This is a genomic window from Ruegeria sp. C12, assembly GCF_056537745.1.
Map to the genome: position 1 here is coordinate 158,992 of NZ_JBQFSA010000002.1, position 22,488 is coordinate 181,479.

Here is a 22,488-nt window from a genome sequence, read left to right on the forward strand (position 1 = left end):
AGGTGTCGGCAGATCTTTAGAACAGGCACGCAACGAATCTGCGACGGGGGCAGCCTTTCATAGAAAGTAATCGCTTATGGCCTGCACATTGCAAGGGACAAACTTTGCCGTGCTGGCATAGGGTGAAATCAGGCAGCATTCAGACAGGTTAATCATGACATCCTTCGACCCAAACCGCCTGAACCGCATCCGCACCTGGATGGATCGGTATGTCACGCAGCGAAAATACGCGGGCAGCGCGTTTTTGCTGACACATCAAGGTACCGAGGTGTTCTTTCACGCCTGCGGCCAGCGCAGTGTTGAAAAGGATCTGCCGTTTCAGCGGGACACGCTGACCCGGATTTACTCGATGACCAAACCGATCACGTCGGTCGGGCTGATGATGTTGGCCGAGAAGGGGCTGTTCCACCTGGATGCGCCTCTGTCCGATTTTCTACCGGAATTCAGGGGGATGCAGGCGCTTGTTCCCGGTGCCGAACGGCTGGATCAAACCGAGGATGCGCCGACGCCAACGCTTCATCAGTTGCTGACGCATACAAGCGGGTTCAGCTATCCGTTCAATCCAGGCCTTTTGCCCGAAGCGATGGATGAACAGGATCTGTTATTCAAGCCTAACCAAGGGGTTTTGGCAGATCGTATCCGTGATCTGGCCGCGTTTTCGCTGGCGTTTCAGCCCGGTACGCGGTGGGAATACTCGGTCAGCACGGATGTGTTGGGCCGCGTGATCGAAATCGTGTCCGGCCTGCCGCTGGATCAGTATTTCGCGCAAGAGATATTCGCACCACTTCAGATGACCGAAACCGGCTTTTCGGTGCCTCAAGGGGCAGGGGACCGGTTTGCCTCGCTCTACTCGCCCTTGTCCGGCGATGCCATGGCGCTGAACTCTGCCGAGCGGGGCACGGAAACTCTGCGCCTTGTGGATGAGGCCGGATCATCGCCCTTTGAACGCACGACCACATTTTCCGGCGGTGGCGGGTTGATCGGCACCATCGACGATTATGCGCGGTTTGTCGAAATGCTGCGCAATCGGGGGGCTTTTAACGTTCACCGTCTGCTGGGGCCGAAGACCGTAGACTTCATGCTTTGCAACCACTTACCGGGCGATATTGCCTCGATGGGTCCCAGCAGTTTTGCCGAACAACCGATGGAGGGGATGGGTTTTGGTCTGGGCGGATCGGTCGTCCTGAATCCGGGCAGGGTGCGTGTGCCGGGATCGGTCGGGGATTTCAGCTGGGGCGGCATGGCCTCGACCTATTTCTGGCTCGACCTGCAAAACGATCTTACAGCCGTGTTTTTTACGCAATTGTCGCCATCCAGTTCCTACCCGTCCCGGGCCGAGTTAAAGGCGCTGGTTCTGGCCGCCATGATTGAATGATCCGATACCGGCTGATACCCAAAGCACGATCACTTCCGGAGACAGGACCATGACCGAAGCCGAACGTATTCTTCTTGACCTTCTGGATATTGAACGGCTTGAGGTTGATCTGTTCCGGGGCACCGGGTCTGGCGGCGAAACCCCGACCCGCATCTTTGGCGGGCAGGTGATCGCCCAGGCCCTGGCCGCAGCCTATCGAACGGTTGAGGATCGGCTTTGCCACTCTTTGCACGCCTATTTCATTCGTCCCGGCGATCCGTCGATCCCTGTTATTTATCAAGTGGATAGAGCGCGGGATGGAGGCTCTTTTACAACTCGTCGGGTTGTTGCGGTTCAGCATGGGCGGCAAATTTTGAACATGTCGGCTTCGTTTCATGTTCAGGATGAAGGATGGGAACATCAGCATGCGATGCCCGCTCTGAACGGGCCAGAAACCTATCCGTCCCGTGCCGAGCTTCGGGGCAAATACCTGGACCGCGTTCCCGAGAGGCTTCGCAAGGAACTGATGCGCGAACGTCCTATCGAGGTGCGAGAGGTTGGGCATCTGGACCCGTTCAATCCGGCGGTGGCAGATGACCGCAACCAGATCTGGTTCCGCATGGGGGCCGCCGCAACCGCTGATGCCCGAACACAGCACCTGTTGCTGGCATATGCCTCGGATATGGGTCTGCTGAGTTCGGGAATGCGCCCGCATGGGCTAAGCTGGTTCACCGGACAGGTGAACGGCGCAAGCCTTGATCATACAATGTGGTTTCATGCGCCGGTGCGTTTCGAGAACTGGCATCTTTACGCGATGGATTCACCGTGGTCAGGGCAGGGACGTTCGTTCAATCGCGGCTCGATCTATTCGCAGGACGGAGTTTTGGTTGCGTCGGTCGCGCAGGAAGGTTTGATGCGCAAGCCACAGTCGAGGGTTTAGTTATCTTCCACAAACTGTTGATTTAACTTCCGCATTCCGATCAGCCAACGATCATAGTCGGCGGATTTGAGGCGGATGTAATCCAGAACCTGAGGGTGTGGCAGAACAAGAAACTGTTCGGCGCGAATGGCCTCGACACAGGCGTTTGCGACGTCTTCGGGTTCCAGCATTCCGTCTATGGCGGCGACCGAAGCCTCGTGCCCGCGCGTCATCTCGGACCGCACGGCCTGAGGGCACAGGACCGATACGCCCAGGCCTTTATGGCCATAGGTCAAGGACAACCATTCGGCAAATCCGACGGCTGCGTGTTTCGTGACCCCATACGGCGCTGCGCCCGGTTGGTTCAAAAGTCCGGCTGCTGAGGCCGTGATCAGCACATAGCCTTTGCCACGTTCGATCATGCGCGGCACCAGATGACGCGCCATCCAGACATGAGACATAACGTTGATGGTCCAGATCCTGTTCCAGTCGTCATCCGGAACATCCGGGCCGCCAAGCGTCAGGATGCCAGCATTTGCACAGAACAGATCTATCGGCGCGATCTCGCTTTCAACATGATCGATCAAAGCTTTGATCTGCGCTTCGCTGGACACATCACAGGGATAGGCATGGCCGCCGATACCAGCGGCAACGGCTTGTGCGGCTGCAAGATCAATGTCCGAACACACGACCGTTGCACCGTCCTGCGCAAACCGCTGAGCCAGACCTTTGCCAATGCCGCCAGCGGCGCCGGTTACAACAACTGTTTTTCCATTTAGATCCATGGGGCGTTTCCGATGTGGTTCAGTTATGTGCGCTAAGCGTAAGGTTTTGCAGTGTTTTCAAATCACCTAACTTTACATAATACTGATTATACGATTATCTAAACACTGCTCCCACTGCCGCCAATCGCACGGTTGGCGGCAGATTTGGGATTGGTGCAAGACTTAATAAAACGCCTGCAACCCCGTCTGAGCACGCCCCAGTATCAGCGCATGCACATCATGCGTGCCTTCGTATGTATTCACGGTCTCCAGATTGACCATATGGCGGATCACGTGGAACTCCAGCGAGATGCCGTTGCCGCCGTGCATGTCACGGGCCATGCGTGCAATGTCCAGCGCCTTGCCGCAGTTGTTGCGTTTCACAATCGACACCATCTCGGGCGCGGCCTCGGCCTGGTCCAACAAACGACCGACACGCAAGCTGGCCTGCAGGCCCAAGGCGATCTCGGTCTGCATATCCGCCAGTTTGCGCTGGAACAGTTGGGTCTGTGCAAGCGGCTTGTCGAACTGCTTACGGTCCAGCCCATATTGACGCGCTGCGTGCCAGCAGTGTTCCGCAGCCCCCATGACGCCCCAGCTGATGCCATAGCGGGCGCGGTTCAGACAGCCGAACGGACCTTTCAGGCCCTGAACATGCGGCAATAACGCGCCCTCGCCCACTTCAACGCCGTCCAGAACGATTTCACCGGTGATCGACGCGCGCAGGCTTAGTTTGTTTTGAATCTTCGGCGCGCTCAGGCCTTTCAACCCTTTGTCCAGAACAAACCCGCGAATTTTGCCGTCATGGGCATCGGACTTGGCCCAGACCACGAATACATCCGCAATCGGAGCGTTTGAGATCCACATTTTGCTGCCGGTCAACCGATAACCACCATCGATTTTCTCGGCCCGCGTTTTCATGCCTGCGGGATCCGAGCCTGCGTCCGCTTCGGTCAGGCCAAAACAACCGATCCATTCGCCAAAAGCCAGTTTCGGCAGGTATTTTTGACGCTGTTCTTCGCTGCCGTAGGCATAGATCGGATACATGACCAGCGAGCTTTGCACTGACATCATCGAGCGATAGCCGGAATCCACACGCTCAATCTCGCGCGCGACAAGGCCGTAGGACACGTAGTTGCCGCCCAAACCGCCGTATTCCTCCGGGATCGTGGTGCCCAGCAGGCCCATCTCACCCATCTCACGGAAGATCTCAGGATCGGTTTCTTCGGTCTGGAAAGCGGCAGTCACGCGCGGCAGCAGCTTTTCCTGAGCATAGGCCCGGGCGCTGTCGGTGATCATCCGTTCGTCTTCTTGCAGTTGGTCAGACAGGCGAAACGGGTCTTCCCACGAAAATTTACCCAGATCCGGCGCATCTTTTGCACGCAAGGTCGGTTTCGTTTGAGGCGCGTTCATTGTGCTTCTCCGCTTGATCAGATTTGCTGCACCCTAACGTGGGTCTGCCGCAAAAAACAGCAAGAGTTTGGCACGTGTCCACAAGCAATTGTCATGGGCAGGAAACCGGTGTCCGAGGTCCCTGCCCTTGATGTGTTATCCCAAAGCGTAACCGGCGCCGCGCACAGTGCGCACAGGGTCTTCACCGCCATGTTGGGTCAATGCCTTGCGCAGCCGACCGATATGAACATCGACGGTCCGCGTATCGACATAGATGTCGCGGCCCCAGACCCGATCCAGCAGTTGCTCGCGGCTCCAGACGCGTCCCGGTTTTTCCATGAAGGTACTCAGCAGCCTGAACTCGGTCGGGCCCAGTTTCAGCGGCTTGCTGTCGCGGCTGACCTTATGCGTCTCGGAATCAAGAACAATGTCGTCGAACTCCAACAGGATGCCCACGGTCGCCGGACGCACGCGCCGCAATTGGGTGCGCACGCGGGCCATCAGTTCGACAACCGAATAAGGTTTGACAACATAGTCGTCTGCGCCCGTTTCAAGGCCGCGCACCTTGTCGACCTCTTCCGAGCGCGCCGACAGCATGATGATCGGGATCGAGCGGGTATCAGGCCGGGTTTTCAACCGCCGACAAACCTCGATCCCGCTGAGATTGGGCATCATCCAGTCCAGAACGATGATGTCGGGGCTGTCTTCATCCACCAGAAGCAATGCTTCGTCACCGCTGGCGGCTTTGGAAACCCGAAACCCTTCGGCCTCGAGGTTATATGCCAGCACTTCACGCTGGGCGAGTTCATCCTCGACAACCAGGACAGTTGGCTGATCTGCGGACATCTTCTGCGTCTCCTAGACGGTTTGCGACGTGGTGTCGGCCTTGGGCCGCGCTTCGGCCGGGCGTTCACCCGTGACCAGATAGACCACCTGCTCGGCAATCGAGGTAACGTGATCGCCCATCCGTTCAATATTCTTGGCGATGAAATGCAGGTGCATACAGGCCGAGATGTTGCGCGGGTCCTCGGCCATATAGGTCAGGAACTCGCGGAACAGGCCGTTATACATCTGGTCGACATCTTCATCGCGGTTAATGACGTCGGTCGCCAGTTCGGCATCGCGCTGGATATAGGCGTCCAGGGCGTCGCGCAGCATCCGTTCGACTTCGCGCGCCATGCGGCGCAGGGCGGCGGCACTGCCGTTGACCTCGCCTGCATCGACCAGAACCGTGGTACGCTTGGCGATGTTCTTGGCATAGTCACCGATTCGTTCGAGGTTGCCGGATACTTTCAGCACTGAAAGAACCAGACGCAGGTCGCTGGCTGTCGGCGCGCGCAGCGCGATCAGGCGGGCGGTTTCCTCATCGATCACCTCTTCCAGCGCGTCGATGGCCTTGTCACCCTGCCGCACTTCCTGCGCCAATTCCACGTCGCGGGATTCAAGCGAGCGGGCGGCGCTCATGATGGCGGCTTCGACCAGGCCGCCCATCTTCATGATATGCGCCTGGATGGCCTCAAGGTCACGATCGAAAGCAGATGCAATATGTTGTTCGCTCATATCGGTCATATCTGAATACCTGTGCTCAGCCGATGCGGCCTGTGATGTAGCTTTCCGTGCGCGGATCTACGGGGTTGGTGAAGATCTGACCGGTTTCTCCGAACTCGACCAGATTGCCCAGATGGAAGAACGCGGTTTTCTGGCTGACGCGCGCGGCCTGCTGCATCGAATGGGTGACGATCACCACCGAATACTGCGCGCGCAGTTCGTCGATCAGTTCCTCGACTTGCGCGGTCGCAATGGGGTCCAGCGCCGAGCATGGCTCGTCCATCAACAGAACTTCCGGCTCAGTCGCTACGGCGCGGGCGATGCACAGGCGCTGCTGCTGACCACCCGACAGGCCGGTGCCCGGGGCATCGAGACGGTCTTTGACCTCATCCCAGATCGCACCGCGGCGCAGGGATTTCTCAACGATCTCATCCAGTTCCGCCTTGTTCTTGGCCAAACCGTGGATGCGCGGACCATAGGCTACGTTATCATAGATCGACTTGGGAAACGGGTTCGGTTTCTGGAACACCATGCCGACCTTGGCGCGCAGCTGCACCGGATCGACGCGTTTGTCATAGATGTCTTCGCCATCCAGTTTGAAACTACCCTTAACGCGCGCCACGTCGATTGTGTCGTTCATCCGGTTCAGGCAGCGCAGAAAGGTGGACTTACCGCAGCCCGACGGGCCGATGAACGCGGTGACGGTTTTGTCTTCGATATCGACATTCACATCTTTGATGGCGTGGGTGTCGCCGTAGTAGACTTGGCAGTCCCGGCACTCCAGCTTGATTTCATTGGTGTCCACTTGTCTCTCCACTCGCGACATGTCGTTCATAGTATAGCCCCTTTTTACCAGCGGCGTTCAAAGCGGCGGCGCAGGATGATTGCAATGATGTTCATGGTCAGCAGGAACATCAGCAGAATGATGATCCCGCCCCAGGCCTTTTCGTAGAAACCCACATCGGCGCGGGCGGCCCAGGTGTAGATCTGGGCGGGCATGGCCGAGTTTGCCTCGGTAAACCCGGCAAGGAAGCCGTCGGGGTAGCCACGGGCCACAAAGCCCACCATCCCGATCAGCAGCAGCGGGGCGGTTTCCCCCAAAGCCTGCGCCAAACCGATGATGGTTCCGGTCAGGATGCCGGGTGCAGCCAGCGGCAGAACGTGGTGGAACACCGCCTGCATTTTCGAGGCCCCTACCCCAAGCGCCGCGTCACGGATCGACGGAGGAACCGCCTTCAGCGACGCGCGGGTCGAGATAATGATCGTCGGCAATGTCATCAGCGTCAGCACCAGACCACCGACCAGCGGGGCCGATTGCGGCAGGTGCATGAACTGGATGAACACAGCCAGACCGAGGATACCGAACACAATCGACGGAACAGCGGCGAGGTTCGAGATATTTACCTCGATCAGATCGGTAAACTTGTTCTGCGGCGCGAATTCTTCCAGATAGATCGATGCCGCCACACCAATCGGCAGGGACAGGCCCAGAACGACCAGCATCATGAAGAACGAACCCACGACCGAGGCGCCGATACCAGCACCGCCGGGGTTGTCCACGCCCGAGTCTGCGCCGGTGATGAAGGGCCAGTTGAAGACCTGCTTGATGATCCCGGCCTCTTCCAGCGCATCCACCAGATCCAGGTCGCTTTTCTGAAGGAAGCGGCTGTCCTGAATGCTGTCGCGCGACACTCGGCCCTTGTAGTATCCGTCCACCCGGCTGGACGCTGCCAGATCAAACTCAACCGGTTGGCCCAACTGATCCGGGTTGTCCGCATAGAACGTCCGGATGGTTCCGCCGACTTTACCCAGAAGACGCTCAATCGCGGCCTCGTCGAAATCGACCTCAAGACCGCTTTCATCCAGCTCTTTGTTCAAAGCCGCGATGAACAGGTCAGAATAGGCCTTGGTCTTGAACAAGGTGCTTTCGGCTTCTTCCTGTTCCTGCTCGGTCAGTGTGAATTCCACGCTGACAACGGTCCGGGTAAAGGCCGGGATCCCTTCGGACAGGATCGAGGCGAACAGGACGAGCAGAAAGAACAGGCCGGTGGCAATGGCCACGATCCCATAGGCGCGAAAGCGTTTTTCGGCATTGGCACGTTTGCGGGTATGTGCGTCTGACGCCGTGAGCGACACAGATTTGCGACGCGGCTCAGAGGTTTGCATGCTTGCGTCGGTCATTCGTACTGCTCCCGGTACTTGCGCACGATGTAAAGGGCAAAGACGTTCAGGCCCAGCGTGACAACGAACAGTGTCATGCCAAGCGCAAAGGCAACCAGCGCTTCGGGCGAGGCAAAATCTGCGTCGCCGGTCAGCTGGCTTACGATTTTCGCGGTGACGGTTGTCATCGCCTCAAAAGGGTTCAGGCTAAGCCGCGCTGCGGCCCCTGCCCCCAGAACCACGATCATGGTCTCACCAATGGCGCGCGAGGCTGCCAGCAGGATGGCCCCCACGATCCCCGGCAACGCGGCAGGCAGAACCACCTGACGAATGGTCTCGGACTGCGTGGCACCCAACCCATAGGACCCGTCACGCATCGCTTGCGGCACGGCGTTGATGATGTCGTCGGACAGGGATGAGACAAACGGGATCAGCATGATGCCCATGACCAGACCGGCGGTCATCACAGCCGTACCGGCTTTCATCCAGCCCAAACCTTCATCGCCGAAGACACCCAGCAGCATCGGGCCAACGGTCAGCAGGGCGAACAGGCCGTAGACGATGGTCGGGATACCAGCCAGAACTTCGAGCAGCGGCTTGGCAATCGAACGAACGGCGGGCGAGGCATATTCGCTGAGGTAAATCGCAGCGAACAGGCCAATCGGCACCGCCACCAGCAAGGCAACGACCGAGATATACAGCGTGCCCCACAGCAGCGGCAGGATGCCAAGATCCGACGCGCCACCCCGACCCGAAAAGCTGGGCGCCCAGGTGGTGCCAAAAAAGAAATCAGAGGCGGGGTATAGTCGGAAGAACTCCCACGTGTTGAAGACCAACGACAGAACGATGCCGACGGTTGTCAGGATGGCGATGGACGCGGCGGCCAGTAGCAAAATGCGAACGCCCTGCTCAACCACATTTCGGGCGCGATAGCTGGCATTGGTTTGCACCAGGCTGACGGCTGCGCCTGCCAATGCAACAAGGATCACAGCGATCGTCATCACCAGATAGCCGCTTGCATTCATCACGCGATAGCGCTGCGCGGCTTGAAGAACCGGTTGCGTGATGGTCGATGTCACAACCTGCCCGGCGTCTTTCAAAAGTTGCGTGATGTCGGCGACATCCGCGCTTGGGTTTTGGGCGACGGCCTCATCCAACTGACCCTGAGTGATGGCGGCATCCAGCCCCGACGCGGTACGGCGCACCTCGGCCATGACCAGCCCGCGCGACGAGCCTTCCTGAATGGCCGAATCCGGGATCATCCCCGAGATCTGAGAGTTCACGAATAACGGCTGCGCCAGCAGCCACACGATCAACAACCCAAAGGCAGGTATGACCACCTTCAGCGCGACATTGGCACCGTAAAAGGACGGAAGGGAATGCAGTTCCCGACTGTCGCCCCCGGCGCTTTGCAAGGCGCGAGACCGCCCCAACACATAACCGACTGCCGCAATCGCCAAGACAATCAGAAAAAGCCAAATTATCGGCATAACGCCCCCACAGGTCTTGATCGGGAAGAAAAGAAACATGGGGGCGGCACAGAATGCCGCCCCCCGCAAATCATATCGAAGGGGGCTTAGCTGCCCGAACCCATGGTGACTTCGTTGGCAATCGCTTCCTGAGTTTTGGACAGCTCAGGGTCAGCAACCAGACCGTAGTTGGCCAGCGGGCTCGACGGGCCAGCAATTTCGTCAGCGGTGAAGAACTGAGCGTATTCTTTCAGGCCGGGGATCACGCCGATGTGGGCTTTCTTCACGTAGAAGAACAGCGGGCGCGACACAGGGTATTCACCGGTCGAGATGGTCTCGGTCGACGGTGCGATACCGGACATGGTCGCAACTTTCAGCTTGTCGGTGTTGTTCTCGTAGAACGCCAGACCAAACACGCCGATGCCGTTCGGGTTGGTGTCGATACGGGCCAGAGTTTCGGTGTAGTCACCGTCGATGTCGACCGACTTGCCATCGGTGCGCACGTCCAGACATGCATCTTCGGCGTCATCTTCGCTCATGCCGCCTGCAACCATGGCTTCCATTGCACCGGTTGCTTCACAGCCGATCAGCAGAACTTTTTCTTCGAACACTTCACGGGTGCCGTGCTTGGTGCCGGGGATGAAACCGGCGATTTCGACATCAGGCAAGTCGCCGTTGAACTCGGCCCAGGTGTTGTAGGGGTTGTCGACGATCTCGCCGTCTTTCAGAACCTTCGCGCCCAGGGCATTGAAGATGTCCGCAGGCTCGAATGCGGTGAAGGCAGGGCCAGACTGCTGGCTTGCAAAAACGATGCCGTCATAGCCGATGCGGACTTCCATGATGTCGGTCACGCCATTTTCGGCACAGGCTTTGATTTCTTTTTCGCGGATGGCACGCGATGCGTTTGCAACGTCGATGGTGTTTTCGCCAACGCCCTCACAGAAACGCTTCAGGCCCGCCGAAGAACCGCCCGATTCGACAACAGGTGTCGGGAAATCGGTGTTTTCACCAAACAGTTCAGCAACGATCGAGGCATAAGGCAGAACGGTCGACGAACCGGCAACCTGTACGTTGTCACGAGCTGCAGCAGTGGTTGCCGAGACGGCAGCGATTGCCAGCGCAGATGCCGACAGTTTTACAAAGGACATTTCAGTCTCCCTGAAAAGTAGAACTTGATCACCCCCATGATGATCTTGCGGGCACGTTTAAGTGAGGTGCGTAAGCCTTTTGTGACAGGTACGTAACAGCTTTATGACAGTCGTTATGAAAACTGAGTGACCTGACGCAAAGCTGCCATGCGCCGTTTACATACCGGCGGGTTCAACCACGAACCCAGTCATTACCGTGGTAAAATAACAGTAAAGACCGATCCCTTGCCCAGATCGCTTTCCACGCGTAACCGCCCCCTGTGGCGATTGACGATGTGCTTTACAATCGCCAACCCCAACCCGGTTCCACCCAATTGACGCGAGCGGTGGCTGTCGGCGCGATAGAATCGCTCGGTCAGGCGCGGCAGGTGCACCGCATCGATGCCCGGGCCTTTGTCCACGATCTGCACCCGGACCGCCGGGCCGCGCATGGCTGTGTCACGCTCGGAAGGGACAATGCGCACTTCGACACTGCCGCCGCTGCCGCCATATTTGATGGCGTTTTCGATAAGGTTCGTGAAAACTTGCCGCAACTGGTCGCTGTCACCGATCAATGACACCGGGTCCTGCGGCGCGTTCAAATTCAGGACGACACTGGCATCCTCGGCCAAGGGTTTCAGCGAATTCAGCGTCGATTGCAAAAGCCCCGTCAGTTCCAGCTGTTCTTTGGGGCGCACCCTCTCTTCGCTTTCCACACGATTGAGCGACAGCAGATCGCCGACAAGCCGGTTCATCCGGTTCGCCTCATCCGTCATGATCTGAAGAAACCGATCCCGCGCCGCTGCGTCCTCGCGCGCGGGGCCGCGCAGGGTTTCAATAAAGCCCATCAGCGCGGTCAGGGGCGTGCGCAATTCATGACTGACATTTGCGACGAAGTCACGGCGCATCTGGCTGGCCTGTTCCAGATGGGTAATGTCCTGAAAGATGGCCAGAACCGCCCCGCCCGAGACGGCACCGACACCGTTCATATAGCGGCACTGAACTTCGAACGTGGTGTCCTGCGCGCCGTCATTGGACAGATGCCGGGTTTTGCTGGGCCCTTTGCTGCGCAGGCTCTGCTCCATCGCGTCGATCACCTGCGGTTGGCGCAGGATGGTCGCGAAATGCCGACCTTGCATATTTTGCCCCAGCAGCGTGCGGGCATCGGTATTTGCGGCAATGATGCGCTCGGTCTGATCTACCATCAGCGCGGGCATCGGAATGGCCGACACTATTTCCGTGAGCAGGTCTTCTGACATCGGCTGATTCCGTACTTGTCCCGATCTGTCAGGACACAGGCCTCATGGTTTCGCGAAATTTGCGCATGTTCTGCTGATAGTGCAGCGCGCTGAACGTGATCCGCTGGGCCGAGGCATCATCCAACTGGCGCACAACCTTACCCGGTGATCCCATGACCAGAGAATTGTCCGGGATTTCCTTGTTCTCGGTAATCAGGGCCCCTGCCCCAATCAGGCAATTCTTCCCGATCTTTGCCCCGTTCAGAACAATCGCGCCCATACCGATCAGAGTGTTTTCACCGATGGTGCAGCCATGCAGCATGACCTTGTGACCAATGGTGCAGTTCGCCCCGATGGTCAGCGGATAACCCGCATCGATATGCATGACACAGTTTTCCTGAACATTGCTGCCTGCGCCCACCCGAATCTCTTCATGATCGGCCCGGATCGTGCAGCCGAACCAGACCGAGGCGCCTTCTTCCAGAACGACCTTGCCGATCAGATTGGCATCCGGCGCGACCCAGGTGTCCTCGTGGATCTGAGGGACGTGATCTCCCAATGCGTAAATTGTCATGACAGGGCCTCGAATTCGTTTTGTAATGTGCGGACGTGGTCTTGAAGTTTCGGCTGTTGAATGCGGCGCATCCGTTCGGCACTGACGATGGTTTTCAGCTTTTCCTCGGTCGCGTCCAGATCATCGTTGACCAGAACATAGTCGTAATAACCCCAATGGCTGATCTCATCCCAGCTTTTCAGCATCCGCTTTGCGATCACGTCTTCGCTGTCCTGACCCCGGCCTTCCAGACGGCGGCGCAGTTCGGGGATCGAGGGCGGGAGGATGAAGATCGACAACGCGTGTTTTCCAAGGTCCGAATTACGGATCTGAACTTCACCCTGCCAATCGACATCGAACAGCACGTCCTTGCCTGCATCGATCGACTCGCGCACCGGGCCAGCGGGGGAGCCATAGAAATTACCGAACACATGCGCGTGTTCCAGCATCTGGCCATTGGCGACCTGCTGTTTGAACTCATCCTCGGTCTGGAAGTAATACTCGCGCCCGTGTTCTTCGCCCGGACGCGGGGCGCGGGTTGTGGCCGAGATCGAGAATTCAAGGCCGGTGTCCCAGGCCATTAGCCGGCGGGCCAAAGTGGATTTGCCCGCGCCGGATGGCGAAGACAGGATGATAAGTAGCCCGCGGCGATCTGCCATTTCAGTTCTTCCTATTTTCATTCAACATTCTGCACCTGCTCGCGCATCTGATCGATCACGGCCTTGAGTTCCAGCCCGACCGACGTCAGTTCCGCGCTTTGCGCCTTGGAGCATAGGGTATTGGTCTCGCGATTGAACTCCTGCATCAGGAAATCCAGTTTCCGCCCCACGGCCCCGTCCTGCACAAGCAGATCACGCGCGGCGGCCACATGGGCGGTCAGGCGGTCAATCTCTTCCGTGATGTCGGCCTTCACCGCGATCAGCGCCAGTTCCTGTGCCACCCGATCCGGATCGGCCCCCTGCGCATTGTCCAAGACCCGCGCAAGGTTGTCGCGCAGCGCGTCTGCCATCTTGTCCTTGCGCTGTTCGGCCAGATCGGCAGCCTGCGCGGTCAGGGCTTCAACCTGATCCAGTTGAGCCCGCAGGATCTGGGCCAGCGCCTCCCCCTCGGTCCGGCGCATGTCGATGAAAGCCGCCAACAGGGACGCAAACTCGGATGTCAGATGCGCAACCAGCGGCGCGGGATCATCGGCTTCGGTGCCTGCCTCCATCATCCCCTTCAGGGCCAGCAAGTCGGTTGCCTTGGATGGGGCCAAGGTGATCCCCTTGGCCTCGGCCATCTCCTGCGTTTGCCGCAAAGCGTCCAGCGCCGCAGCCATTGCAGTTGCATTCAGGGCAAGATCAGATTGCGATTCATCACGGCTGAGGCGCATCGACAGGGTCACATTGCCCCGGCTCAGCGATTTGGACAGGGTGGCGCGCAACGCAGCCTCAAGCCCGGTCAGCCAGTCCGGCACGCGGATGCGCATGTCCAGGCCCTTACCATTGACGCTGCGCAGCTCCCAACTCCAGCTATGCGGGCCAAACTCCCCTGTCCCCGAGGCGAACCCGGTCATGGATCTGATCATGACTGCCCTTTCTGTCCCACACGTCTTTTTCTTGTCTGCCGCACCTAATGCCATTGGCCGGTCCAGAGCAAGAGTTTGCTAAACACGCAATTCATCCGCAGAAGTTAACCATTCGTTAAAGAATTCCTCCAAAATTGTATTAACCCGTGTCAATTTGGCCGTAGCACAAGCTGTCGGGCCGCGAATGCCCCCGATGCACTGCATTTTAGGAAAATGGCGATCAATTGACGGTAGGGTGATGGTAATGAAAACCTTTTTCGGGACTGGCTCCGGCTCAGAATTTGGAAAGATCGTCGCAATGGATCGCTTTGACAGTGGACGCTCTCTTTCGCCGATCCGTCAGGCCGAGGCGTATTGGACCGCATTGCTTTCGGAAGACGGTGTGCCCATGCGGTCGCAGATCGACCCGCGCGGATTGGAAAACGTTCTGCAATACACGTTCATTCTGGAACGCATCGCGCCCGGTCTGGCCCGGTTTCGGCTGGCGGGCACGCATCTGAACCAGCTTGCCGGTATGGAAGTGCGCGGCATGCCGTTCACCGCGTTTTTCGAGGCCGATGCCCGGCCCAAGGTCAAAGACACGCTGGAACAGGTGTTTTCGGCCCCCGCAACGGCCGAGATGGGGCTTGTATCAAGCGGAGGGTTCGGTCGCGCGCGTCTGCAGGCCCGTTTGATCCTGTTGCCGTTGAAAAGCGATCTGGGCGATGTCAGCCGGATCATGGGCGTCATGCTTTGCGATGGCACCATCGGCCCTACTCCGCGCCGGTTCACGATCTCGGATCAGCGCATCAAGCCGGTCTCCGAGTTGCAGAGCCCGGCGGCACCTGCGGCCAGAGAAACCGCAGGCTTTGCCGAAGATCAGGCCGGGTTCAAACCGGCGGCAAGTCATTTGCGTCTGGTTGTGTCCCGCGACGATTAACGAAAAACGGCGAGCCTTTGGCCCGCCGTTTCGCATTCATATCTGCCGTGTTCAGCCTGCGGCGCGTTTCGAGCCGTTCCGGCGCAGGTTGGTCAGTTCTTCTGCCACCAGGAAGGCCAGTTCCAGCGACTGCGACGCGTTCAGGCGCGGATCGCAGGCGGTATGGTAGCGATCGGACAGATCCTCTTCCGTCACGGCACGGACGCCGCCGGTGCATTCGGTCACATCCAGACCGGTCATCTCGAAATGCACACCGCCGGGAATGGTGCCCTCGGCCTGATGCACACCGAAGAAGTCGCGCACCTCGCGCAGGACCGAGTCGAACGGACGTGTCTTATAGCCTGTGGCCGACTTGATCGTGTTGCCATGCATCGGGTCGCAGACCCAAGTGACCTTGGCCCCTTCTTCCTTCACGGCCTTGACCAGACGCGGCAGATGCTCGCCTGCCTTACCAGCCCCAAAGCGTGCGATCAGGGTCAGGCGACCCTCTTCGTTTTCGGGGTTCAGCTTGGCCATCAGAACCTTGAGGTCTTCGGCAGTTGTGGTTGGGCCACATTTCAAACCGATCGGGTTCTGAACGCCCCGGCAGAATTCCACATGGGCACCGTCAGGCTGACGGGTGCGGTCGCCGATCCAGATCATGTGACCCGATCCAGCCAGCCAGTTTCCCGACGTGGAATCCAGACGCGTCAGCGCCTCTTCATATTCCAGCAGCAGACCTTCGTGGCTGGTGTAGAATTCAACGGTCGAGAATTCATGCGTGGTATCTGCCGTGATCCCGGCTGCATCCATGAAGTCGATGGTGTCCTGAATGCGGTCGGCAATCTCGGAGTATTTCTGCACGTCCTGCTCATCCGTGAAGCCAAGGGTCCACGAGTGAACGCGGCTCATATCCGCGAAACCGCCTGTCGAGAAGGCGCGCAACAGGTTCAGCGTCGCCGCCGCCTGCGTGTAGGCCTGCAGCATCTTGGCCGGATTCGGAATCCGAGCCTCAGGGGTAAACGCCAGTTCATTGATGATGTCGCCGCGGTAGCTGGGCAGTTCCACGCCATCCACAACCTCGGTCGGTGCGCTGCGCGGTTTGGCAAACTGGCCCGCCATGCGGCCCACCTTGACCACTGGAACCTTGGCACCATAGGTCAGAACCATCGCCATCTGCAGCATCACCTTGAACGTGTCACGGATCGCATCCGCGCTGAATTGTTCAAAGCTTTCAGCACAATCCCCGCCTTGCAGCAGGAAGGCCTCGCCGCGACCGGCGGCACCCAGATGTTGCTTGAGACGCCGCGCTTCTCCCGCAAAGACCAGCGGGGGATACTGCGAAAGCTGAGCCTCGACTTTGGCCAGCGCGGCCGCGTCGGTATAGTCTGGCATCTGAACCCGGGGCTTGTTGCGCCAGTTCGATTTTTGCCATTCGGTCATAGCTTTGATCTCCGCTGAAGTGTTCAGGTCGCTTCTATACAAAATGCATTGCAGAGTGACCATATCCCATTTGCGCCTCTTGACGCCGGAAACAAGCTTTGAGCATGGTGTCTGGCAAATCACACGCGACGTGGGTTCAGCCGTCGTGGATTCGGGGAAACAACAGCCATGCAAGAGCAACGCCAAGTTGTCACAGTGGACGGCGGGTCGGATAAGCCTGTCAATTTCGTATTCATTTTGCTGGACAAGTTCTCGCTTTTGTCGTTCGCGTCTGCGCTGGACAGCCTGCGCATTGCCAACCGAATGGCCGGGCGCGAGATCTATAGCTGGTCGTTGGTCGGCGAAGGCGGCGAACTGGTGTCGTGTTCCGCCGGAACAACATTCAAGCTCGATTCGGACCTTGAAGAGCTACATCGCGACGATTTGATCCTGGTGTGCGGCGGGGTGGACGTTCAAGCTTCGACGACCAAGAAGGTTCTGAACTGGCTGCGGCGCGAGGCGCGCAAGGGTCTGAAGATTGGCGGTCTTTGCACCGCCGCCTATACGCTGGCCAAGGCCGGATTACTGGATGACAAGCGGGCGACGATCCACTGGGAAAACGCCGACAGCTTTTCAGAAGAATTCGACGCGGTCGAATTGACCAAATCCGTGTTCATCGTGGACGGCAACCGCATGACAACGGCGGGCGGTACATCCTCGATCGATCTGATGCTGAAGCTTATTGCGGATGATTACGGCGAGGAACTGGCCAACGCGGTGGCGGACCAGATGATCTATTCCTCGATCCGCACCGATCAGGACACCCAGCGCCTGTCCACCCCGACCCGGATCGGGGTGCGGCACCCAAAGCTGAGCCAGGTCATCCTGATGATGGAGAAAAACACCGAAGAGCCGATTTCGCCCTCGATCCTTGCCAAAGATGTCGGCATGTCGACCCGCCAGCTGGAACGCCTGTTCCGCCGGTATCTGAGCCGGTCTCCCAAGCGGTATTACATGGAGCTGCGCCTTCACAAAGCGCGTAACCTGCTGATGCAGACCGATATGAGTGTTATCAACGTGGCCTTGGCCTGCGGCTTTGCCTCACCCAGTCATTTTTCGAAATGCTACCGCGCGCATTACAACACCACGCCTTATCGCGAACGCGGCTCGCAAAGTGGGCGGCTGTCGATCTGATTAGCCGGGTGTGAGCCTGTAAACAGCGCCCTGCCCGACAGAAATGAACCAGATCGATCCGTCCGGTCCTTGAACAATGTCGCGGACGCGTTCGGTTTCCGGGCCTTTGATCTGTTCAACCTCGCGCAGGGGTGAGCCGGACAGGCGTGCGATGTAGTCGAACTTGAGCGAACCTACGAAAATGTCGCCTTTCCATTGCGGGAACATGTCACCGGAATAAACCAGCAGGCCCGATGGCGCGATTGAGGGGTCCCAAAAGAGCGCCGGTTGCTCCAGACCCGGTTTTGACGTCCCCTCTCCGATTTTCTGACCGGAATAATGGGTGCCGTACGAGATCACGGGCCAGCCATAATTCTTACCCGGTTGAACCAGATTGACCTCATCCCCGCCGCGCGCGCCGTGTTCGGACACCCATAATGTTCCGCGCGCATCCAGACCGGCCCCTTGCGGGTTTCTGTGGCCATAGGACCAGATTTCTGGTCGAACACCGGATTGCCCGACAAACGGATTGTCCGCAGGAACCGAACCATCGCGGTTGATCCGAATGACCGACCCCATATGGGTGCTGGTGTCCTGCGCCGAAGGCCGGTCGCCCCGGTCTCCGATGGTAATGAACAGGGTCCCGTCCTGCGCCTCGACCACGCGCGAGCCGAAATGGCGACCGCCAGAGCCGCCCGGTTCGGCCTCGAACACGACCCTGACATTGGTCAGCTTGTCCCCACGCTCGGAAAGGCGCGCAACGGCCATTGCGGTGCCCGCGCCGCCAGATTGCGGTTTGGAGAAGGTCAGAAAAATCTCGCGGCTGCGGTTAAAGTCACGGGGAATGGTGACATCCAGCAAACCGCCCTGCCCCGAGGCGGCGACTTTTGGCACGCCCGATACATTCCGGGCCGCGCCATCAGACACATGGATCAGCGCGCCATCCCGCTCGGTCACCAGATAGCTGCCGTCGGGCAGAAGACCCAGCGCCCAGGGCGTATCCAGCCCGCCCAGCATCTTTGTGGCCCGAACCGGGCCGTCGGCTGTCTGCAATGTCTGGGCATAAGCCACGCCGCTGGACCAGATCAGAACGAAAAACGCGAAAAGCCGGATCATATGTGACCTCCATCAGTTGGGGTTCAGTCGTCAGGGCAAGCCGATACGTCAAACAGATAGGTGCGCTTTGTCAAAAAGCAGGACCTCTATAAGACTTTTCTTTTCCCGACAGCTTGCCTAGGGTCGTGCCCAGTTAGACTACGACATCAGGGAGTAACCTTATGAAAAAGCTGCTTACAGCAACTGCAGCAACCGCTCTGCTGGCGGGCACCGCCATGGCCGAGGATGTAAAGCTGGGCATTCTGTTCGGTTTCACCGGCCCCATCGAATCTCTGGCACCGGCCATGGGATCGGGCGCGGAAATGGCGATTGCCGAGGTCAGCGAGTCGGGCAAACTGCTGGACGGCAAGACAGTTGTTGGGACCCGCGCCGATACCGGCTGTATCGACAACGGTCTGGCCACCTCGAACGGTGAGCGCATGATCGCGGATGGCGTTGCCGGTATCATCGGCGGTGACTGCTCGGGCGTGACCGGCGCGATCCTGCAGAACGTGGCGATTCCGAACGGCATGGTCATGATCTCGCCTTCGGCCACGTCGCCCGGCCTGTCGACCATGGAAGACAACGGCCTGTTCTTCCGCACCGCACCGTCGGATGCGCGTGAAGGTCAGGTGATGGCGGATATTCTGAATGACCGCGGCATCAGCTCGATCGCGCTGACCTACACCAACAACGACTACGGCAAGGGCCTGGCGGATGCGATCCAGTCCTCGTTCGAGGCGTCGGGGGGTGAAGTGACCATCGTGGCCGCGCATGAAGACGGCAAAGCCGATTATTCGGCCGAAGTGGGCGCACTGGCCTCGGCCGGTGGCGACATTCTGGTTGTTGCGGGCTATCTGGATCAGGGCGGTCTGGGCATCATCCAGTCGGCGCTGGACAGCGGCGCGTTTGACACGTTCGGTCTGCCTGGTGGCATGATCGGTGACTCGCTGCCTGCAAATGTTGGCCCCGACCTGAACGGCTCGTTCGGGCAGATCGCCGGTTCGGGTGGTGAAGGCGCCGAGAAATACTTTGCCATGGCAGAAACTGCGGGCTTTGACGGCTCGTCGCCGTATTCGCCTGAATCCTATGACGCCGCCGCGCTGTTCATGCTGGCGATGCAGGCCGCAGGGTCCACCAACCCGGCGGATTACGGTGCCAAGGTGATGGACGTCGCGAACGCGCCGGGTGAGAAGATCTATCCGGGTGAGCTGGTCAAGGGTCTGGAGCTGATCGCTGCGGGTCAGGACATCGATTATGTCGGCGCTTCGGGTGTTGAACTGATCGGCCCCGGCGAAAGCGCGGGCTCGTATCGTGAGATCGAAGTGACCGACGGCGAGAACAAGACCGTCAACTTCCGTTGATCCTGCGCTAAGCGTCATAAAACAAAGCAGCCCGGGCCTTGTGTCCGGGCTGTTTCAATGAAAAAAGGCCGCACCTCGGGTTCGAGGATGGGATAAGAACGCCGAAAACGGCGGCTAGGGGAAAAGATGATCGTCGTCGAGGACGTGCACAAGCATTTCGGCGGGTTTCACGCGGTGGATGGGGCATCGCTGGAAATCCAGAAGGGTTCGATCACCGGGCTGATCGGCCCGAACGGTGCCGGAAAAACCACGCTGTTTAACGTGATTGCGGGTGTTCTGCCACCGACGTCTGGCCGCGTGTTCATGGATGGCGAGAACATTACCGGCCTGCCCCCGCATGATCTGTTCCACAAGGGTTTGCTGCGCACGTTCCAGATCGCGCATGAGTTTTCCTCGATGACCTGTCGCGAGAATCTGATGATGGTGCCGGGCGCGCAGGCCGGGGAATCGCTGTGGAACACCTGGTTCGGACGCAAGCGGATCGCGGATGAAGAACGCGCGCTGAAGGCCAAGGCGGATGAGGTTTTAGAGTTTCTGACCATCGAACATCTGGCCGACCACAAGGCCGGTCAGGTATCGGGCGGGCAGAAGAAACTGCTGGAGCTTGGACGCACCATGATGGTTGACGCCAAGATCGTGTTTCTGGACGAGGTTGGTGCAGGCGTGAACCGCACCCTGCTGATGACTATCGCCGACACAATTCTACGCCTCAATAAGGAACGCGGCTATACCTTTGTGGTCATCGAGCATGACATGGATTTCATCGGCAAGATTTGTGATCCGGTCATCTGCATGGCCGAAGGCAAGGTTTTGGCCGAGGGGACCTTGGATGAGATCAAGGCCAATGAGCATGTGATCGAGGCCTATCTGGGGACCGGGTTGAAAAACAAAGACAAACTGGAGGCAGGCGCGTGAATGGAGTGATCCAGATGTGCGCCTGCGGCGCGCTTGAATTGTTTGATTGGGGGCTCTGCCCCCATGACCCCCGAGATATTTTTAGCCAGATGAAGAAGGATCCTGTGAATGGCTGAGCCGTTTCTGATCGGGGACACCATGACCGGCGGTTATGGCAAGGGGCCGGATATTCTGCATGACTGCACCATCGCCGTGGACAAGGGCGAGATTGCGGTGATCGTTGGCCCGAACGGGGCCGGTAAATCCACGGCGATGAAGGCCGTGTTTGGGATGCTGGACGTGCGCGCTGGTTCTGTTCGGCTGGACGGAGAAGATATTACGTCATTGTCCCCGCAAGACCGGGTGAACAAGGGGATGGGCTTTGTGCCGCAAACCCAGAATATTTTTACCTCGATGACGGTGGAAGAGAACCTTGAGATGGGGGCTTTCATTCGTCGAGATGACATCAGCCAAACGATGGAGCAGGTCTATGATCTGTTCCCTATTCTGCGCTACAAGCGCAACCAGGCCGCCGGCGAACTGTCCGGCGGTCAACGCCAGCAAGTTGCCGTGGGCCGCGCGCTGATGACGCAACCGAAAGTGCTGATGCTGGATGAACCCACCGCCGGTGTCTCGCCCATCGTGATGGATGAGTTGTTCGACCGGATTATCGAGGTATCGCGCACCGGGTTGCCGATCCTGATGGTCGAGCAGAACGCCCGTCAGGCGCTGGAGATTGCGGACAAGGGATATGTGCTGGTACAGGGCCGCAATGCCTATTCCGGCACCGGAAAGGAACTGCTGGCAGACCCGGAAGTGCGTAAGAGTTTTCTGGGCGGCTGACTCCGGTATCCTTGCGCGCGGAGGATTGAGTGATTCCGCGCCAAAATAAGGCGGTTTTGCGGCGAAGATGCTCGGCGTTAGAGGTCGCCTTTCAAAGATGCATTGTAAGCTTATGTTATTACACATCTAATCAGCATCACGACGGTTCGATGTAGCTGCCATTCAATCCAAAGATTGCCCGCTTAAGGATACATTCCGGTCAGAATATTCTCCTATCGCGTGCGTGCTGATGGTCCAGTTCCATCTGCGCCTGACATCGCGCTGCTCGGATTGGCGTGCGCACAACATCAATGAAGAACGACAGGAAACAACAAAAATGACAAAATGGATGATGGCGACGCTGTTCGCATTGGTGGCGTCGGGTGCCGCAGCAGAGGAGCATGTTTTTTCGTGCGTTTCAAATCTGGACGGAACTGAATTTGTCCTCAACAGCGCGTCGGAAGGCAGCGCGGGCACGATTTCGACCATCGACATCGCTGGCGACACTGTGGCCTTTGACGCCCAGGTGTTGAAAGGTGTTGGCAGTGTTACTTTCCTGTCGATGCAGGAAACGCAGGTTCTGACCTATGTCGTGAACTTTTCCGACATGACCTATGATTTGTCGATCAATGGGGAACACTCGGCAAATGACAAAGGGACGTGCACGGAAGGGCAAGTTTGATCTTGGCACGGTTGAGTAAAATTACCCGTTAAATATCAATGTGATAC

Annotated in this window: 22 protein-coding genes; 8 read left to right on the top strand and 14 right to left on the bottom strand. The window is 58.4% G+C overall.

Features of this window, described 5'->3' with window-relative positions; all coding sequences use genetic code 11:
* The first annotated feature begins 154 nt into the window (after positions 1–154).
* Positions 155–1,375: a serine hydrolase domain-containing protein gene (locus ACR0C9_RS05990; RefSeq protein ID WP_480780592.1), complete on the top strand. Its 1,221-nt coding sequence runs from the start codon at positions 155–157 to the stop codon at positions 1,373–1,375.
* A 49-nt stretch (positions 1,376–1,424) separates the two neighbouring features.
* A complete protein-coding gene (locus tag ACR0C9_RS05995; protein ID WP_170450682.1) occupies positions 1,425–2,294 on the top strand; it encodes an acyl-CoA thioesterase in 870 nt (289 codons plus the stop codon).
* Here the strand turns inward: ACR0C9_RS05995 and ACR0C9_RS06000 are convergent.
* From ACR0C9_RS06000 to ACR0C9_RS06055, 12 genes are all read right to left on the bottom strand, one after another.
* The gene (locus ACR0C9_RS06000) at positions 2,291–3,058 is read right to left on the bottom strand and encodes an SDR family oxidoreductase (RefSeq protein ID WP_170450680.1); all 768 of its coding nucleotides are present in this window, start codon (positions 3,056–3,058) and stop codon (positions 2,291–2,293) included. The genes ACR0C9_RS05995 and ACR0C9_RS06000 overlap by 4 nt on opposite strands.
* A 162-nt stretch (positions 3,059–3,220) precedes the next feature.
* A complete protein-coding gene (locus ACR0C9_RS06005) occupies positions 3,221–4,450 on the bottom strand; it encodes an acyl-CoA dehydrogenase (RefSeq protein ID WP_480780593.1) in 1,230 nt (409 codons plus the stop codon).
* Between the two features lie 135 nt (positions 4,451–4,585).
* Complete coding sequence (phoB, locus tag ACR0C9_RS06010; RefSeq protein ID WP_170450676.1) at positions 4,586–5,275, bottom strand: phosphate regulon transcriptional regulator PhoB; 690 nt, start codon at positions 5,273–5,275, stop codon at positions 4,586–4,588.
* A gap of 12 nt (positions 5,276–5,287) precedes the next feature.
* Positions 5,288–5,989 carry a phosphate signaling complex protein PhoU gene (gene phoU / locus ACR0C9_RS06015; protein ID WP_170450675.1) on the bottom strand — a complete coding sequence of 234 codons (702 nt, stop codon included), beginning with the start codon at positions 5,987–5,989 and terminating at the stop codon, positions 5,288–5,290.
* Between the two features lie 25 nt (positions 5,990–6,014).
* Positions 6,015–6,803 (bottom strand): phosphate ABC transporter ATP-binding protein PstB, encoded by a 789-nt coding sequence (gene pstB / locus ACR0C9_RS06020; protein ID WP_480582213.1) that lies wholly within the window; start codon positions 6,801–6,803, stop codon positions 6,015–6,017.
* 23 nt (positions 6,804–6,826) lie between these two features.
* A complete protein-coding gene (gene pstA, locus ACR0C9_RS06025) occupies positions 6,827–8,158 on the bottom strand; it encodes a phosphate ABC transporter permease PstA (protein ID WP_170450671.1) in 1,332 nt (443 codons plus the stop codon).
* Positions 8,155–9,627: a phosphate ABC transporter permease subunit PstC gene (gene pstC, locus ACR0C9_RS06030; protein ID WP_480780594.1), complete on the bottom strand. Its 1,473-nt coding sequence runs from the start codon at positions 9,625–9,627 to the stop codon at positions 8,155–8,157. The genes pstA and pstC overlap by 4 nt, the downstream gene beginning before the upstream one ends.
* An 86-nt stretch (positions 9,628–9,713) precedes the next feature.
* Complete coding sequence (locus ACR0C9_RS06035; RefSeq protein WP_170518623.1) at positions 9,714–10,754, bottom strand: substrate-binding domain-containing protein; 1,041 nt, start codon at positions 10,752–10,754, stop codon at positions 9,714–9,716.
* Between the two features lie 191 nt (positions 10,755–10,945).
* Positions 10,946–11,992 (bottom strand): ATP-binding protein, encoded by a 1,047-nt coding sequence (locus tag ACR0C9_RS06040; RefSeq protein ID WP_170450665.1) that lies wholly within the window; start codon positions 11,990–11,992, stop codon positions 10,946–10,948.
* Between the two features lie 28 nt (positions 11,993–12,020).
* Entirely contained in the window at positions 12,021–12,545 is a 525-nt protein-coding gene (locus tag ACR0C9_RS06045; protein WP_480780595.1) for a gamma carbonic anhydrase family protein, read from the bottom strand.
* Entirely contained in the window at positions 12,542–13,183 is a 642-nt protein-coding gene (gene gmk, locus ACR0C9_RS06050) for a guanylate kinase (protein WP_170450661.1), read from the bottom strand. The genes ACR0C9_RS06045 and gmk overlap by 4 nt, the downstream gene beginning before the upstream one ends.
* Before the next feature lie 17 nt (positions 13,184–13,200).
* Complete coding sequence (locus ACR0C9_RS06055) at positions 13,201–14,091, bottom strand: YicC/YloC family endoribonuclease (protein WP_480780596.1); 891 nt, start codon at positions 14,089–14,091, stop codon at positions 13,201–13,203.
* A 244-nt stretch (positions 14,092–14,335) separates the two neighbouring features.
* Between ACR0C9_RS06055 and ACR0C9_RS06060 the strand changes: the two genes are divergently transcribed.
* Positions 14,336–15,010: a PAS domain-containing protein gene (locus ACR0C9_RS06060; RefSeq protein WP_480780597.1), complete on the top strand. Its 675-nt coding sequence runs from the start codon at positions 14,336–14,338 to the stop codon at positions 15,008–15,010.
* A 51-nt stretch (positions 15,011–15,061) separates the two neighbouring features.
* Here the strand turns inward: ACR0C9_RS06060 and ACR0C9_RS06065 are convergent, their stop codons facing one another.
* Positions 15,062–16,432 (bottom strand): class II 3-deoxy-7-phosphoheptulonate synthase, encoded by a 1,371-nt coding sequence (locus tag ACR0C9_RS06065; RefSeq protein ID WP_170450655.1) that lies wholly within the window; start codon positions 16,430–16,432, stop codon positions 15,062–15,064.
* 168 nt (positions 16,433–16,600) lie between these two features.
* Here ACR0C9_RS06065 and ACR0C9_RS06070 point away from each other — a divergent pair, with 168 nt between their 5' ends.
* Positions 16,601–17,605, top strand: coding sequence for a GlxA family transcriptional regulator (locus tag ACR0C9_RS06070; RefSeq protein ID WP_170450653.1), 1,005 nt, complete (start codon positions 16,601–16,603; stop codon positions 17,603–17,605).
* Here ACR0C9_RS06070 and ACR0C9_RS06075 read toward each other — a convergent pair whose 3' ends face one another.
* On the bottom strand, positions 17,606–18,700 hold the full coding sequence (locus tag ACR0C9_RS06075) for a PQQ-dependent sugar dehydrogenase (protein ID WP_480780598.1): 1,095 nt from the start codon (positions 18,698–18,700) through the stop codon (positions 17,606–17,608). It lies immediately after the preceding gene.
* 161 nt (positions 18,701–18,861) lie between these two features.
* Between ACR0C9_RS06075 and ACR0C9_RS06080 the strand changes: the two genes are divergently transcribed.
* The 4 genes from ACR0C9_RS06080 (at position 18,862) to ACR0C9_RS06095 (ending at position 22,441) form a co-directional block, all read left to right on the top strand.
* Complete coding sequence (locus ACR0C9_RS06080; protein ID WP_480780599.1) at positions 18,862–20,043, top strand: ABC transporter substrate-binding protein; 1,182 nt, start codon at positions 18,862–18,864, stop codon at positions 20,041–20,043.
* A gap of 126 nt (positions 20,044–20,169) precedes the next feature.
* Complete coding sequence (locus tag ACR0C9_RS06085; RefSeq protein WP_170450648.1) at positions 20,170–20,958, top strand: ABC transporter ATP-binding protein; 789 nt, start codon at positions 20,170–20,172, stop codon at positions 20,956–20,958.
* Positions 20,959–21,066: 108 nt separating this feature from the next.
* Positions 21,067–21,780, top strand: coding sequence for an ABC transporter ATP-binding protein (locus tag ACR0C9_RS06090; protein WP_480780600.1), 714 nt, complete (start codon positions 21,067–21,069; stop codon positions 21,778–21,780).
* A gap of 316 nt (positions 21,781–22,096) precedes the next feature.
* Positions 22,097–22,441 (top strand): hypothetical protein, encoded by a 345-nt coding sequence (locus ACR0C9_RS06095; RefSeq protein ID WP_170450644.1) that lies wholly within the window; start codon positions 22,097–22,099, stop codon positions 22,439–22,441.
* The last annotated feature ends 47 nt before the right edge of the window (positions 22,442–22,488 follow it).

Coding starts and splice junctions, on each gene's coding strand:
- ACR0C9_RS05990 (WP_480780592.1), top strand. CDS start 155: ATGACATCCTTCGACCCAAACCGCCTGAACCGCATCCGCACCTGGATG.
- ACR0C9_RS05995 (WP_170450682.1), top strand. CDS start 1,425: ATGACCGAAGCCGAACGTATTCTTCTTGACCTTCTGGATATTGAACGG.
- ACR0C9_RS06000 (WP_170450680.1), bottom strand. CDS start 3,058: ATGGATCTAAATGGAAAAACAGTTGTTGTAACCGGCGCCGCTGGCGGC.
- ACR0C9_RS06005 (WP_480780593.1), bottom strand. CDS start 4,450: ATGAACGCGCCTCAAACGAAACCGACCTTGCGTGCAAAAGATGCGCCG.
- phoB (WP_170450676.1), bottom strand. CDS start 5,275: ATGTCCGCAGATCAGCCAACTGTCCTGGTTGTCGAGGATGAACTCGCC.
- phoU (WP_170450675.1), bottom strand. CDS start 5,989: ATGAGCGAACAACATATTGCATCTGCTTTCGATCGTGACCTTGAGGCC.
- pstB (WP_480582213.1), bottom strand. CDS start 6,803: ATGTCGCGAGTGGAGAGACAAGTGGACACCAATGAAATCAAGCTGGAG.
- pstA (WP_170450671.1), bottom strand. CDS start 8,158: ATGACCGACGCAAGCATGCAAACCTCTGAGCCGCGTCGCAAATCTGTG.
- pstC (WP_480780594.1), bottom strand. CDS start 9,627: ATGCCGATAATTTGGCTTTTTCTGATTGTCTTGGCGATTGCGGCAGTC.
- ACR0C9_RS06035 (WP_170518623.1), bottom strand. CDS start 10,754: ATGTCCTTTGTAAAACTGTCGGCATCTGCGCTGGCAATCGCTGCCGTC.
- ACR0C9_RS06040 (WP_170450665.1), bottom strand. CDS start 11,992: ATGTCAGAAGACCTGCTCACGGAAATAGTGTCGGCCATTCCGATGCCC.
- ACR0C9_RS06045 (WP_480780595.1), bottom strand. CDS start 12,545: ATGACAATTTACGCATTGGGAGATCACGTCCCTCAGATCCACGAGGAC.
- gmk (WP_170450661.1), bottom strand. CDS start 13,183: ATGGCAGATCGCCGCGGGCTACTTATCATCCTGTCTTCGCCATCCGGC.
- ACR0C9_RS06055 (WP_480780596.1), bottom strand. CDS start 14,091: ATGATCAGATCCATGACCGGGTTCGCCTCGGGGACAGGGGAGTTTGGC.
- ACR0C9_RS06060 (WP_480780597.1), top strand. CDS start 14,336: ATGAAAACCTTTTTCGGGACTGGCTCCGGCTCAGAATTTGGAAAGATC.
- ACR0C9_RS06065 (WP_170450655.1), bottom strand. CDS start 16,432: ATGACCGAATGGCAAAAATCGAACTGGCGCAACAAGCCCCGGGTTCAG.
- ACR0C9_RS06070 (WP_170450653.1), top strand. CDS start 16,601: ATGCAAGAGCAACGCCAAGTTGTCACAGTGGACGGCGGGTCGGATAAG.
- ACR0C9_RS06075 (WP_480780598.1), bottom strand. CDS start 18,700: ATGATCCGGCTTTTCGCGTTTTTCGTTCTGATCTGGTCCAGCGGCGTG.
- ACR0C9_RS06080 (WP_480780599.1), top strand. CDS start 18,862: ATGAAAAAGCTGCTTACAGCAACTGCAGCAACCGCTCTGCTGGCGGGC.
- ACR0C9_RS06085 (WP_170450648.1), top strand. CDS start 20,170: ATGATCGTCGTCGAGGACGTGCACAAGCATTTCGGCGGGTTTCACGCG.
- ACR0C9_RS06090 (WP_480780600.1), top strand. CDS start 21,067: ATGGCTGAGCCGTTTCTGATCGGGGACACCATGACCGGCGGTTATGGC.
- ACR0C9_RS06095 (WP_170450644.1), top strand. CDS start 22,097: ATGACAAAATGGATGATGGCGACGCTGTTCGCATTGGTGGCGTCGGGT.